16 protein-coding genes and 1 riboswitch are annotated in these 12753 nt (G+C 74.3%); of the genes, 10 read left to right on the forward strand and 6 right to left on the reverse strand.

Translation table 11 applies throughout. From position 1 onward, the window contains the following. The first annotated feature begins 76 nt into the window (after window positions 1-76). From ACQBJO_RS03635 to ACQBJO_RS03645, 3 genes are read left to right on the forward strand one after another with little or no spacing between them, the layout of a single operon-like run. A complete protein-coding gene (locus ACQBJO_RS03635) occupies window positions 77-1000 on the forward strand; it encodes an NADP-dependent oxidoreductase (RefSeq protein ID WP_421007135.1) in 924 nt (307 codons plus the stop codon). A 9-nt stretch (window positions 1001-1009) separates the two neighbouring features. Then, the gene (locus tag ACQBJO_RS03640) at window positions 1010-1384 is read left to right on the forward strand and encodes a hypothetical protein (protein WP_421007134.1); all 375 of its coding nucleotides are present in this window, start codon (window positions 1010-1012) and stop codon (window positions 1382-1384) included. 50 nt (window positions 1385-1434) lie between these two features. Beyond that, window positions 1435-1875, forward strand: a complete 441-nt coding sequence (locus ACQBJO_RS03645; protein ID WP_421007133.1) for an SRPBCC family protein — start codon at window positions 1435-1437, stop codon at window positions 1873-1875. Window positions 1876-1904: 29 nt separating this feature from the next. Here ACQBJO_RS03645 and ACQBJO_RS03650 read toward each other — a convergent pair whose 3' ends face one another. Continuing rightward, window positions 1905-2228, reverse strand: a complete 324-nt coding sequence (locus ACQBJO_RS03650; protein ID WP_421007132.1) for a DMT family transporter — start codon at window positions 2226-2228, stop codon at window positions 1905-1907. Then, window positions 2225-2572, reverse strand: coding sequence for a DMT family transporter (locus ACQBJO_RS03655; protein WP_421007131.1), 348 nt, complete (start codon window positions 2570-2572; stop codon window positions 2225-2227). The genes ACQBJO_RS03650 and ACQBJO_RS03655 overlap by 4 nt, the downstream gene beginning before the upstream one ends. A gap of 23 nt (window positions 2573-2595) precedes the next feature. Between ACQBJO_RS03655 and ACQBJO_RS03660 the strand changes: the two genes are divergently transcribed. Further along, window positions 2596-3123, forward strand: a complete 528-nt coding sequence (locus ACQBJO_RS03660) for a DinB family protein (RefSeq protein WP_421007130.1) — start codon at window positions 2596-2598, stop codon at window positions 3121-3123. 16 nt (window positions 3124-3139) lie between these two features. On the opposite strand, the gene ACQBJO_RS03665 is transcribed toward ACQBJO_RS03660, so the two are convergent. The 3 genes from ACQBJO_RS03665 to thiD form a co-directional block, all read right to left on the reverse strand. Beyond that, a complete protein-coding gene (locus ACQBJO_RS03665) occupies window positions 3140-3580 on the reverse strand; it encodes a hypothetical protein (RefSeq protein ID WP_421007129.1) in 441 nt (146 codons plus the stop codon). Window positions 3581-3745: 165 nt separating this feature from the next. Beyond that, window positions 3746-4501, reverse strand: coding sequence for a helix-turn-helix transcriptional regulator (locus tag ACQBJO_RS03670; RefSeq protein WP_421007128.1), 756 nt, complete (start codon window positions 4499-4501; stop codon window positions 3746-3748). Between the two features lie 54 nt (window positions 4502-4555). Further along, window positions 4556-5386: a bifunctional hydroxymethylpyrimidine kinase/phosphomethylpyrimidine kinase gene (gene thiD / locus ACQBJO_RS03675; RefSeq protein ID WP_421007127.1), complete on the reverse strand. Its 831-nt coding sequence runs from the start codon at window positions 5384-5386 to the stop codon at window positions 4556-4558. Between the two features lie 52 nt (window positions 5387-5438). After that, window positions 5439-5546, forward strand: a riboswitch (TPP riboswitch). On the opposite strand from thiD, the gene thiC reads away from it, so the two are divergent. The 4 genes from thiC to ACQBJO_RS03695 all read left to right on the forward strand — a co-directional run bounded on the left by thiC (window position 5544) and on the right by ACQBJO_RS03695 (window position 10091). Further along, on the forward strand, window positions 5544-7295 hold the full coding sequence (thiC, locus tag ACQBJO_RS03680) for a phosphomethylpyrimidine synthase ThiC (protein ID WP_421007126.1): 1752 nt from the start codon (window positions 5544-5546) through the stop codon (window positions 7293-7295). (Overlaps the previous riboswitch by 3 nt.) Next, entirely contained in the window at window positions 7292-8641 is a 1350-nt protein-coding gene (locus tag ACQBJO_RS03685) for an MFS transporter (protein ID WP_430407147.1), read from the forward strand. Before thiC ends, ACQBJO_RS03685 begins: the two co-directional genes overlap by 4 nt. Then, window positions 8638-9450 carry a hydroxyethylthiazole kinase gene (thiM, locus tag ACQBJO_RS03690; RefSeq protein WP_255185434.1) on the forward strand — a complete coding sequence of 271 codons (813 nt, stop codon included), beginning with the start codon at window positions 8638-8640 and terminating at the stop codon, window positions 9448-9450. Before ACQBJO_RS03685 ends, thiM begins: the two co-directional genes overlap by 4 nt. Next, window positions 9441-10091 (forward strand): thiamine phosphate synthase, encoded by a 651-nt coding sequence (locus ACQBJO_RS03695; protein ID WP_421007124.1) that lies wholly within the window; start codon window positions 9441-9443, stop codon window positions 10089-10091. The genes thiM and ACQBJO_RS03695 overlap by 10 nt, the downstream gene beginning before the upstream one ends. Here ACQBJO_RS03695 and ACQBJO_RS03700 read toward each other — a convergent pair. Further along, window positions 10072-11295 (reverse strand): MFS transporter, encoded by a 1224-nt coding sequence (locus ACQBJO_RS03700; RefSeq protein ID WP_421007123.1) that lies wholly within the window; start codon window positions 11293-11295, stop codon window positions 10072-10074. The genes ACQBJO_RS03695 and ACQBJO_RS03700 overlap by 20 nt on opposite strands. 44 nt (window positions 11296-11339) lie before the next feature. Between ACQBJO_RS03700 and ACQBJO_RS03705 the strand changes: the two genes are divergently transcribed. Then, complete coding sequence (locus ACQBJO_RS03705) at window positions 11340-11792, forward strand: deoxycytidylate deaminase (protein WP_421007122.1); 453 nt, start codon at window positions 11340-11342, stop codon at window positions 11790-11792. A 42-nt stretch (window positions 11793-11834) separates the two neighbouring features. Next, window positions 11835-12749: a universal stress protein gene (locus tag ACQBJO_RS03710; protein WP_255185438.1), complete on the forward strand. Its 915-nt coding sequence runs from the start codon at window positions 11835-11837 to the stop codon at window positions 12747-12749. The last annotated feature ends 4 nt before the right edge of the window (window positions 12750-12753 follow it).

A 12753-nucleotide genomic window follows, 5' to 3' on the forward strand; every position in this document is an offset into this window, starting at 1 on the left:
CATTGTGCGAGATCGCTGGGCCACGTGGCGGGCGGGCGATGGAATGCCGTGCCCGTCCGTGCGAGTTGCACCGAGCATGCGCGCCATCACCTATGACCAGTACGGCACCACCGACGAGCTGCGGATCAGCGACCAGCCGGTCCCGAAGGTCGGGCCGAGCGAGGTCCGCATCCGGGTCACCCGGGCCGGGGTCAACCCCGTCGACTGGAAGCTCATGTCCGGCGGCCTCGACCCGATGCTCGCCGCGGACTTCCCGGTCATCCCGGGCTGGGACGTCGCCGGGGTCGTCGACGCCGTCGGCCCCGACACCCCGGAGTTCGCCCCCGGTGACCGGGTCGCCGCCTACGCCCGCAAGCAGGTCCTGTCCGCCGGCACCTTCGCCGAGTACGTCACCGTGCGTGTCGACGACGTCGCGGCCGTTCCCGACGAGGTCACCGACGACGTCGCCGCGGCGCTTCCGCTCGCCGGGCTCACCGCCCTTCGTGTCCTCGAGACCCTGGCCGTGACGAAGGGGGACACCCTCCTCGTCCACGCCGCCTCCGGTGGCGTCGGCTTCGCCGCCGCCCAGCTGGCGATCGCCGCCGGGGCCACGGTCGTCGGCACCGCGTCGACGGCCAACCACGACAAGCTGCGCGACATCGGCGTGACGCCGGTGGAGTACGGCGACGGGCTCGAGGAGCGGCTGCGCGAGGTGGCGCCCGAGGGCTTCGACGCGGTCGCGGACCTCGTCGGCGGCGTCCTCGACGTCAGCCGGGCGGTGCTGCGTGACGGCGGACGCCTCGCCTCGATCACCGACCCCGGCGTCGAGGAGCACGGCGGCCGCTGGGTGTGGGTGCGACCTGACGGCGCACGGCTCGCCGACCTGCTCGACGAGGTCGCAGCCGGCCGGTTGCGGGTCGACGTCGACCGGACGTTCGCGCTGGAGGACGTGCCGCAGGCCTTCGCGGCCAGCCAGTCCGGCGCCGCCCGCGGCAAGCTCGTCATCGAGGTCGCCGACTAGGGTGCGGCCATGCAGCCGCTGACCATCCGCCACAGCCGTCCCATGGGTATCACCTTCGTCGCACTGGGCGTGCTCATCGCGCTCGTGTCCCTGCTGACCTCGGCCTGGGTCACCGTCGCGGCGGGCGTCGTGCTCACCGCTCTCGGCATCCTCCAGCTCGTCAACCCGATGCTGCGGATCGAGCCGCACGAGGTGCGCATGTGCAACCCCCTGGGCATGACCCTGCGCCGGTTCCCCCTCACCGAGCCCCGTGACCTCGTCCTCGACGGCAAGAACCTGCTCCACGTCCCGACCGGCAAGCGGGTCGCGGCGCTCGGCTTCGGGGTGCACCAGCCCGACGTCGAGGCCCTGCGGCAGGTCGTGCCCGTCGTGCCGCATGGCTGACGAGGTCTCCTCCCGAGCCCGCCTGGCCGCGCGCTCCTAGGGTGGGTGCCATGGACGAGACCAAGGTCGTGACCGCCTCCACCACCATCCCCGCCGCGCCCGAGGCGGTCTTCGAGGAGATCGCCGACCCCGCGCGCCAGCTCGCGTGGGACGGCAACGACAACCTCGGCGCGTCCGCACCCGGCCAGCGGGTCCACGCGGTCGGCGACGTCTTCATGACGACGACGACCTCGGGCAACGATCGCTACAACCACGTCGTGGACTTCGAGGAGGGGCGTCGCATCGCCTGGCGTCCGGCGGCGCAGGGGCAGGCCCCCTTCGGCCACCAGTGGGGGTGGGAGCTGACCCCGACCGACGACGGCGGCACCGAGGTGACCCACACCTACGACTGGCGTGAGCTGACCGACGAGTCGCGCTTCGAGCGGGCGCGCAACACGACCGAGGCCAACCTGCGCTCGTCCCTCGACCGGCTCGCCGCGCTCTTCGGCTGACCTGCACCGGCCCGGCCACGTGCGCTCGGTCAGTGCCCGCCGCCGAGCTCGAGCAGCAGCACACCGACCATGATCAGGCCGATCCCGGCGACCATCCGTCGGGTGAGGACCTCGCCGAAGAGCACGCGCGAGCCGATGGCGGTCAGCGCGACCCCGGCCGCGGCCCAGGTCCCGTAGGCGACGCCGAGGGGCATGCCGCGCGCGAGGCTCGTCGACAGCGCGGCGAAGGCCGTGACGTAGCCGAGGGCCACCGCGGCGTACCACCGACGGTCGGTGTGCACCGCCGTGCGCAGCGACAGCGTCCCGGCGACCTCGGCCGCCACGGCGACGACCAGCCACACCCAGGCGGTCATCGCGGCTCCTCGGGCGCTGTCGTCGCGCTCGGGGCGCCCGTCTCCACGAGCAGGACGCCTCCGATGACGAGCACGACGCCGAGCCCCATGAGGGGGGTGAAGGCCTCGCCGAGCAGCAGGGTCGACAGGACGGTGGTCAGGGCGACACCACAGGCCGACCAGATCCCGTAGGCGATGCCCAGCGGCATGCCCCGCCGGAGCACGACGGCGAGCAGGCCGAAGGACAGGGCGTACCCGGTCACGACGACGACGTAGAGCACCGGCCGGTCGAGCGCCGCCTTGAGGCTCAGGGTGGCCGCGACCTCGCAGGCGATGGCGGCGGCGAGCAGCAGCCAGGACGTCATGCCCCCGACCCTAGGCTGGACGCATGAGCGCCACGCCTCCACCCGCCGACCACGACACCCGTGACTGGACCTTCGTCGTCGACGACGGGTGCGACGAGTGCGGCTACGTCCCGCACGACCCGGCCACGACGAGTGCCCGGCTCCTCGCCGTCGTGCCCCGCTGGGCCGCGGCCCTGCAGCGTCCGGGGGTGGGCGAACGGCCGGCCCCGGGGGTGTGGTCACCCCTCGAGTACGCCTGCCACGCGCGCGACCTCGTCCGGGTCCTCGGCGAGCGGGTGGGCGCCGTGCTCGCCCTGGAGGGCGCCCCCTTCGCGAGCTACGACGGGGAGGCCGAGGCGGTGCGCCAGGAGTTCTGGGCCAGTGACCCGCAGGTCGTGGCGCGCCAGATCGCCGAGGAGACCGAGCGCACCGTCGCCGTCCTCGACCGCGTGCGCGGTGAGGCGTGGGAGCGCGCCGGCACCCGGGGTGACGGCGCGCCCTTCACGATCGCCGGCCTGAGCCGCTACCTGCTCCATGACGTGGAGCACCACCTGCACGACGTCGGGGCCTGACGGCGGTGCCAGCGGCTCAGCTCGCCTGGTCCGCCTGGCACCGCGCGATCGCCATGCCGAGCCCCTCGTCGAGGATGGGGAAGTCGGCCTCGCCGAGGAAGGTGATCGCCGTGGGCGTCCTGCCCTGCGGGTTGTTGTGGAGCGCGCCACCACCCACGGTCGCCTTCGAGTGGATGAGCGGCACCGAGGTCGCGCCGGTCTCGGCCATCCAGTGGTCGATCGCGACGGAGGCGTAGCCGGCGCACTCCGGCATGCCGATGTCCTCGGCGATGATCATGCCGCCGAGCGTGGTCAGCGACATCCACGGGGTGCCGCCCTGCGAGAGCTGGGCGTAGGCACGCTCGTTCCAGTCGACCTTGTAGCAGTGGTGGGCCGAGGCCATGCTGGCCGTCGCCAGGCCGAGGGCCGCCGCGGCTGCCGTCGTGGTCGCCGCCCGACGCAGGATGTGGTGTGACATGTCTGCTCCTCTCCCGGGCCGCCGCTCCGCTGCGGCGGCCTCGGACCCAGCACACTCCTGCTGCGCCGGGCGCCGCTATTGGCAGTTCTACCCACAGGGGGAGGGCCCGGCCGAGTCGTGGTGGCGGCCGGCCGTGGCCCCGGACCAGCCGGTCGTGGCTCGCCCTCAGCCGGTCGCGAGCAGACCGATCCGCTGCGCCTTGACGACGGCGCTCAGCCGGTCGGTGACGCCGAGCTTGGCGTAGATGTGGGCGAGATGGCGGTGGACGGTGCGCTCGGAGCAGCCGGCGTGACGGGCAATGGTCGCGGCCTTGTGGCCGGCGGCCAGCAGGCAGAGGACCTCGTGCTCCCGCTGGGTCAGCTGGGCGACGCGCAGGGTGGGCGGCGCCAGGTGCTCCGGCTCGAGCAGACGCACGAGCCCGGCGACGACGGGCTGCACCGCGGTGAGCAGCGCGAGGTCGCGCTCGCCGTAGTCCTGCCCGCGGCGCCCGACGAGGAAGGCGACGAACTCGGTCCCGGACCGCACGGGCAGGGCGGCGACCTGGTCGATGCCCCAGATCTCGAGGCTGCCGCGGCACTTGCCGGAGGCCTGCCACGCGGCCTGGCCGCCGTAGGCGAGGCCGGCGGTCGTCGGCTCGAGGTCTCCGGCACGGATCGGGTCGAGCAGCGGGTCGGGGCCACCCGTGATGCGCAGCTCGTCGCTCATCCGGGCGCGGGCCGCCGGTGTCGCGGCGCTGCCCACGGCGCGGATCTCGAAGCCGTCAGGGGCCCCGTGGACCATGAGCCCGGTCGGTGAGGAGAGCAGGTCGACGAGCAGGTCGCTCATCCGCGCCAGCCGGGCGTCGACGTGCTCGGAGGCGCCAGCGACCCCCGTGACGAGCCTGACGACCGTCGCGTACTCGTCGATGCCCTTCCCCGACATGGGGGACATCTTCCTCGCGCGTCGGGGGATGGTAAAGGTGTGGTCAGCAGATGGTCACGGGTGCTGCCACCGCCGCTGCTCGTGGAAGTGGTGCACCGGCCCGGCGCCGGACCCGATCCCGAGTGACTCCCCGTGCCGCAGGGCCTCGGTGAGCCAGTCGCGCGCCTCCCGCACGGCCGGCAGCCACCGCTCGTGCCGGGGGCGAAGGGCGGCGACCGCCGAGCTGAGCGTGCAGCCGGTGCCGTGCGTCGCCGTCGTCGCGATCCGCGGCCCGCGCAGCGGCACGGCTCCGTCGTCGTCGTGCCAGAGGTCCACGGCCTCCGGGCCGTCGAGGTGGCCACCCTTGAGCAGCACCCGGCGGGCACCGAGCGCGCGCAGCCGCCCGGCCTGCTCCGGCAGGTCCTCCTCGCTGCCGGCCGGGGACGCGTCGAGGAGGACGGCGGCCTCGGGCACGTTGGGGGTGATGACGTCGGCGCGGGGGAGCAGCGCGCGCACGGCGTCGACGGCCTCGGGGGCGAGCAGGCGCGACCCCGAGGTCGAGACCATGACGGGATCGAGGACGACCGGCGTGGTCGCGAGGGGTTCGCTCGTCAGCAGCTCGTGCACGGTCTCGACGAGCTCCGCGGAGGCGAGCATCCCGACCTTGACGACGTCGATGCGCACGTCCTCGACGAGCGTCTCGACCTGGGCGCGCACGACGTCGACGGGCACCTCGTGCACGAGCGTCACGCCCCGCGTCGACTGCGCCGTCAGGGCCGTGATGACGCAGGTGCCGTAGGCGCCCAGGGCACTGAAGGTCTTCAGGTCGGCCTGGACCCCGGCACCGCCCGACGGGTCGGAGCCGGCGACGGACAGGGCGACCGGCGGTCGCGGGAGGGCGGTCATGGTCGCACCGTAACGGTGCCCGGCGGGGCACCGACGGCGTGTGGTTGGATCGGGGTACCCCCGCGGGAGCCCGGGCACGGGCTGAGATCGGACTGCTGCCGTCCGGACCGTCTGAACCTGTCCGGATCATGCCGGCGAAGGAAGAGGAGGCGCCCGCGTGCGCACACCCGTCGAGTCAGAGCTCCACCCCCAGCACCGTCGCGAAGAGGTCGTCGACCCCCACGACCCGTCGATCAGGGTCGCGGTCACCGCGATCTCCCTGGCCGACAGCCCCGACGGCACCCCCAACGAGGACGTCCACGTCTACCGCACCAGCGGGCCCGGTGCCGACCCGGAGGTCGGCCTGCCCGACCACCGGGGTGCGTGGATCACCGGTCGCGGTGACGTCGAGCCCTACGAAGGGAGACCCCGTCACCTCGCCGATGACGGCCGTGCGGCGCAGCGGCGCGGTGCTGCTGCGGCGGCGTGGCAGGGCCCGGCGCGTCGCCCCCTTCGTGCCGTGGCCGGCAGCACGGTGACCCAGCTGCACTACGCCAAGCGCGGCGAGATCACCGCGGAGATGCGCAGCGCCGCACTGCGAGAAGGCTGCTCGCCCGAGCTCGTCCGCGACGAGGTCGCCGCCGGCCGGGCGATCATCCCGGCCAACGTCAACCACCCGGAGTCCGAGCCGATGGTCATCGGCCGCGCCTTCCTCACGAAGATCAACGCCAACATCGGCAGCTCGGCCGTCACCTCGTCGATCGCCGAGGAGGTCGACAAGCTCACCTGGGCCACCCGCTGGGGTGCCGACACGGTCATGGACCTGTCGACCGGCGACGACATCCACACGACGCGCGAGTGGATCATCCGCAACAGCCCCGTGCCGATCGGCACCGTGCCGATCTACCAAGCCCTCGAAAAGGTGGACGGGAAGGCGGAGGAGCTCACCTGGGAGATCTTCCGCGACACCGTCATCGAGCAGTGCGAGCAGGGCGTCGACTACATGACGATCCACGCCGGGGTGCGGCTCGCCTTCGTGCCGCTGACGGCCGAGCGGGTCACCGGCATCGTCTCCCGGGGTGGGTCGATCATGGCCGGCTGGTGCCTGGCCCACCACGAGGAGTCCTTCCTCTGGACGCACTTCGACGAGCTGTGCGAGATCTTCGCCCGCTACGACGTCGCCTTCTCGCTCGGCGACGGGCTGCGGCCGGGGTCGGTCGCCGACGCCAACGACGAGGCGCAGCTCGCCGAGCTGCGCACCCTGGGCGAGCTGACCCTGCGGGCCTGGGAGCACGACGTGCAGGTCATGGTCGAGGGCCCGGGCCACGTGCCGCTCCACCTCGTCAAGGACAACGTCGACCTCGAGCAGGAGTGGTGCCACGGGGCGCCCTTCTACACGCTCGGCCCGCTCGTCACCGACATCGCGCCCGGCTACGACCACATCACCTCGGCGATCGGCGCGACCGAGATCGCCCGCCACGGCACGGCGATGCTCTGCTACGTCACGCCCAAGGAGCACCTCGGCCTGCCCGACCGCGACGACGTGCGCACCGGGGTGGTCACCTACAAGATCGCCGCGCACGCCGCCGACCTGGCCAAGGGGCATCCGCGGGCACGTGAGCGCGACGACGCGCTCAGCCGGGCGCGCTTCGAGTTCCGCTGGCACGACCAGTTCGCGCTCGCCCTCGACCCGCCGCGCGCGATGGCCTTCCACGACGAGACCCTGCCGGCGGAGCCGGCGAAGACCGCGCACTTCTGCTCGATGTGCGGACCGAAGTTCTGCTCCATGCGGATCAGCCAGGACATCCGCGACGCCTACGGGTCCGGTGCGGCGCAGCAGGCCATCGCCGAGGCGGGCATGGCGGCGAAGTCGCGTCAGTTCGTCGAGCTCGGCTCGAGCGTCTACGTGCGCGACGAGGCGACCCGGTGAGCCTCGTGCCCGGGCTGCCGCCGACCGGCCGCGCCGCCGTACGCGCCGGCATCGTCGGCAACTACGTCGACCAGATCAACATCTTCCTGCCCGTCGTCGCGCTCGCCCCGGCGCTGGCGACCCTCGCCGGCCCGCACGCGGGCGTCACCGCGGGCGCCGTCGTCATCGTCGCGACGCTCCTCGGTCGGCCGATCGGCGCGATGGTCTTCGGCCGCATCGCCGACCGGGCCGGGCGCACCCGCACGACCCAGGTGGCGATCGCCGGCACCGCGGCGTGCAGCCTCGCGATCGCCGCGGTGCCGACGCACGAGAGCATCGGCGCCCTGGCGATCGCGGCGGTGGTCGTGCTGCGGTTCGTCGGCGGGGTCTTCCTCGCCGGGGAGTACACCTCGGCCATCCCGCTCGCGATGGAGTGGTCGGTGCCGCGACGCCGCGGCCTCGTCTCCGGGCTCATCATGTCGATGGCGCCGTGGGCGCAGTCGACGATCGCCTTCGCCACCGCGGGCCTGCTCGCCGCGCTCGGGCCGCAGGCCTACGCGGAGTGGGGGTGGCGGCTCGCCTTCGTCTGCGGCGGCCTCGCGAGCCTGGCTCTCCTGGCCTACTACTCCGCGCGCGTCGCCGACGCACCGCAGGTCGTACGGCAGCGCGAGCAGGCCGACGAAGGGAGGGCCCCCGCCTCCCTCGGTCTGCGCGCGGTCCTCGGTGGCGCCTTCGCCGGTGCCTTCTGGCAGATCTTCGGCCTGATGAGCGGGCTGTGGCTCATGACCAACATGGTCGTCATCCACGCGACCGGCCGGCTCTCGGCGGACCCGGGGTCCGATGGGGGAGAGGTCGCGCTCGTCATGGGCATCGCGTCGGTCGCCCAGGCGCTCGTCATGTCGCTCACCGGCCACTGGTCGACCCTCCTCGGGCGGCGACGCTTCTTCGTCGGGTGGGGGCTGGGCGCCGCGGTCGTCGCCCCGCTCCTGTGGGCGGGCACGATGGCGACGCAGGTCGTGCCGGCCGTCGTCGGCGTCGCGCTGCTCCAGGTCGTCACGGTGTGCGGCTATGGGCCGGTCGGGGCCTACCTGTGCGAGCGATTCCCGGCGCACGTGCGCTCCACCGGCTACGGCACGGCCTACTCGCTGTCGATCGTCGTCCCGGCGCTGTGGCCGTGGTGGCTGCCGGAGCTGCAGTCCGTGCTGGGCCGTGACGGATCGGTCGCCGCCGTCCTGGTCGTGGGTGGTCTGCTCGTCGCCGGGTGCGGGGCGCTCGGCCCCCGCCTCGCCGGCCCCGATCTCGACCGTGACGTCGAGCTCGTCGCGCAGCGGCCCGAGGCCCCTTCTGCCGCAGGGGCGCTCGCATGATCGGCGTCGCGCGGGCTCGCGACCACCGGGCGGAGATCGCCGCGGCGGTCGACGCCGTGCGCGCCTCGGCGCCGCTCGTCCACGGGGCGACCGGCTCGGTGACCCGCGCTCTCGTCGCCGACGGTCTGCTCGCCGCGGGGGCCCGGCCGATGCTCACCGAGAGCGAGCAGGAGGCGCCCACCCTCGTCGGCGTCGCCGACGCCCTGCTCGTCAATCTCGGCTCGCTGAGCGGCGACGGCATGGCCGGCCTGCTGCCGACCGCGCGTGCTGCCGCCACCCACGGGGTGCCGTGGGTGCTCGACCCGACCGCGGTCGGGCTGGCCCCGGTGCGCACCCCGCTCGCCCACGAGCTGCTGGCGCTCGGCCCGACGGTGGTGCGCGGCAATGCCTCCGAGGTCCTCACCCTCGCGGGCGGCAGCGGCGGGGGACGGGGCGCCGACAGCACCCTCGGGCCCGACGCCGCGGCCGTCCCCGCGACGACGCTCGCCCGCCGCGCCGGCTGCGTCGTCGCGGTCTCCGGCGCGGTCGACCTCGTCACCGACGGCGAGCGCGTGGCCCGGATCGCCTCCGGCTCACCGCTACTGACCCGGGTCAGCGGCACCGGCTGCCTCCTCGGGGCGCTCACCGCGGCGCACCTGCCGGGGGCCACCCCCTTCGTCGCAGCGGTCGCGGCCACGGCGCTGCTCACCGTGGCCTCCGACCGGGTGCGCGCGACCGGGCCGGGGAGTTTCAGGATCGGGCTCCTCGACGCGCTCGACGCGGTGACCGGCGACGAGGTCGCCGCGGAGGTGGACCTCGCGTGGCCGTGATCGACTGGCGCCTCTACCTCGTCACCTCGGGCGACGGGCCGGCGACCGTGCGGGCCGCGGCAGCCGCCGCTGCGGCCGGAGCGGGGGTCGTGCAGGTGCGGGCCAAGCACCTGCTCGCCGGCGAGCTGCTCGAGCTCGTCCTCGACGTCGCGTCCGCCGTGGCCGACGTCGCCCCGGACACGCGCGTGCTCGTCAACGACCGCGCCGACGTCGCCCACGCAGCCCGCCGACGGGGCGCCCCGGTCCACGGGGTGCACCTCGGCCAGGCCGACCTGTCCGTCGGCGAGGCGCGCGCCCTCCTCGGCGCCGACGCGCTCGTCGGGCTGACCGCCGGCACCCTCGACCACGTCCGTGAGGCCGACGCGCGCACCGGTGCGCACCGTCCGGACTACCTGGGCAGCGGGCCCTTCCGTCCCACGCCGACGAAGGACGTGGGCCGTCCGCCGATCGGGCTGGCGGGCTACCCCCTTCGGATCGCGGCGACGCAGCTGCCCGTCGTCGCCATCGGGGACGTCACGCTCGCCGACGTCGCGCCCCTCTCCCGCACGGGTGTCGCCGGCGTCGCGGTCGTGCGCGAGGTGATGGGCGCCGCCGACCCGGGGGCCGCTGCCGCCGCGTGCCTCAGGGCGTGGGAGAGCTGACGCCGATCTCGTCGTCGACGAGCACCGGGCGAGCGACGCGCAGGCCGGCGAGGGTGATGCCGACACCGGTCGTCATGAGCAGCAGGAGCACCACGGTCCAGCCGCCGGTCAGCTCGTGCAGGAGACCGACGGCGAAGGGGCCGATGCCCGCGAGCAGGTAGCCGACCGGCTGGACGAAGCCCGAGAGCTGGGCCGTCACGTGGGGATTGTGCGTGCGGGCCGCGATGAGGGCGATGGCGGTGGGGAAGGCGAAGCCCGACAGACCGAGCAGCACCGCCCACAGCCACGGCACGGTCGCCGGCGCGAGGAGCAGACCGAGGTAGCCGGCGACGGCGAGCGTCCCGAAGCCGATCATCCACGCGGACAGGTCGCGGCTGCGGGCGATGACGGTCGGCATGAGCAACCCGCCGAAGATGCCGAGCGCGGCGAGCACCGAGGTGAGCAGGCCGGCGGTCGCGGCCGACAGTCCCGCGTCGCGGTAGATCTGCGGCAGCCAGCCGAACTGCACGTAGGCATTGGTCGACTGCACGCCGAAGAGCATGGTGAGCGCGATCGCGGTGGGGGAGTGCCAGATCCGCGACGTCGGGGTCTCGCCCGCGGCGCGGCGGTGGACCCGGTCGCGCAGGGCGATGACGACCCATGGGACGAGAGCGAGCAGGGCGACGAGCCCCCACATGCCGAGCGCTCCGCGCCACTGGCCGGGGGCGACGGCGGCGACCGGGGCGGCGAGCAGCGGCCCGAGGGTGCCGCCGACGGTCAGCCCCATCGAGTAGATCGTCATGAGCCGCACCCCGCCGTCGGTGGAGTGCGCCTTGATCCACGCGGGGACGAGCACATTGCCCAGCCCCATGCCGGCGAGTCCGACCGCGGTGAGCACGAGGAAGACGCCGGAGGAGTCGGTGAGCACGCGGGCCAGCAGCGTGACGACGACCGCGGCGACGCCGAGTGCGATGCCCGCGGAGACCCCGACGCGTCGGGCCAGGGCGACGGCACCGCCACCGGCGACGGCGAAGGCGAAGCCCGGCAGCGCCGTGACGACACCGGCGAGGGTCGGGCCGATCTCCAGGGCGGCGCGCACCTCCGCCAGGAGCGGCCCGATGGAGGTGGCCCCGGGGCGCAGGTTGATCGAGATGAGTGCCACGCCGAGGAGCGCGAGCCCGGGTCCGAAGGGGGGAGTCCGTCGCGTCGTCTCGTGGCTCGTCACCCCAGCGGTCTATCACGCGGGCCCGGTCTGCCTAGGATCGGTCCGTGCCCGACGAGACCCCCACCACCAGCGTGCCGAGCTGGGACGACTACTTCCTCGGCATCGCCACGGCCGTCGCCGCCCGCGCCAAGTGCACCCGCCGCCGCGTCGGTGCCGTGCTGACGATCGACCACCGGATCATCGCGACGGGCTACAACGGCGCGGCCCCCGGCGAGCCCGACTGCCTCGAGGGCGCCTGTCCCCGTGGCCGGCTCGGCTACGACGCCGTGCCCGGTCTGGGTGACTACGACCGGCCGGGCACCGAGGGCTTCTGCATCGCGATCCACGCGGAGGTCAACGCGCTGCTCTTCGCGACCCGGGACACCAAGGGCGCGACGGCCTACATCACCGACCCTCCGTGCCCGGGGTGCCGCAAGGCGCTCGCCGCGGCCGGCATCGTGCGGGCCGTGTGGCCGGGGGGCTCCCACGACCGTCAGGGTCTGACGAACTGGGGGTGACTCTCCCCTCCCGCTGAGGCGCCTCCGTGGGGACAATGGGGCATGAGCACCGACGCCAGCACCCACGACACCCCGACACCCTCCGGCGCCGTGGTGGCTGCCCTCGACGGGAGCCACCGCGACGACGCCGTCACCGCCTGGGCGGTCGCCGAGGCCGCGGCGCTGTCCGCGCCCCTGCACCTCGTGCACGCCGTCGACCTCGGTACCCCGCTGTCCGCCTACGGCGAGCTGCTCACGAGCCCCGAGATCGTCGAGCGGGTCGAGCAGGAGTCGACGAAGGTCGTCGTCGCCGCCGCCGCGCGGGTGCGGTCGGAGAGTCCCGACCTCGCCGTGACCACCGCGCTGCCGACGGGCTCGCCCACCGGCGCCCTCCTCGCCGCTGCCGAGGGGGCCCGGGTCCTCGTCGTCGGCTCCGCCCGCAAGAACCGCGCCGAGCGGATCGTCCTCGGCACGACCTCGCTGAGTGTCGTCGCGCACGCCCCGTGCGCCGTCGTCCTGGTCCCGGAGGACGTCGGGACCAAGGGGGACGGTCGCGTCGTCGTCGGCATCGACGGCAGCCAGCACAGCCGCCTCGCCTTCGACTACGCCCTCGACGCCTCGCTCGTGCGTGGTCGCGCGGTCACGACCGTCACCTCGTGGAATGTCGAGGTCGAGAACGGCGTCGTCGTCACCGAGCCCGGCTCGCCGGAGTGGGAGAGGGTCGACTCCCGCTACCGCGAGATGGCCGAGCGCACCATCACCGAGGGCCGTGCGGCCCACCCCGAGGTCGACGTCACCGTCGAGGTCCGGCACGGCCGGGCCGCCGACGCCCTCGTCGAGGTCGCTGCGGGCGCCGACCTGCTCGTCGTCGGCTCGCGCGGTCGCGGCGGCTTCCGCGGGCTGCTCCTCGGCTCCGTCTCGCAGCGGGTGCTCGCCCTGGCGACCTGCCCGGTCGCGGTGCTCCACCACCGGGGCTGACCGC

This window comes from Janibacter zhangyanbonis, from assembly GCF_050507325.1.
Classification (GTDB): Bacteria; Actinomycetota; Actinomycetes; order Actinomycetales; family Dermatophilaceae; genus Janibacter.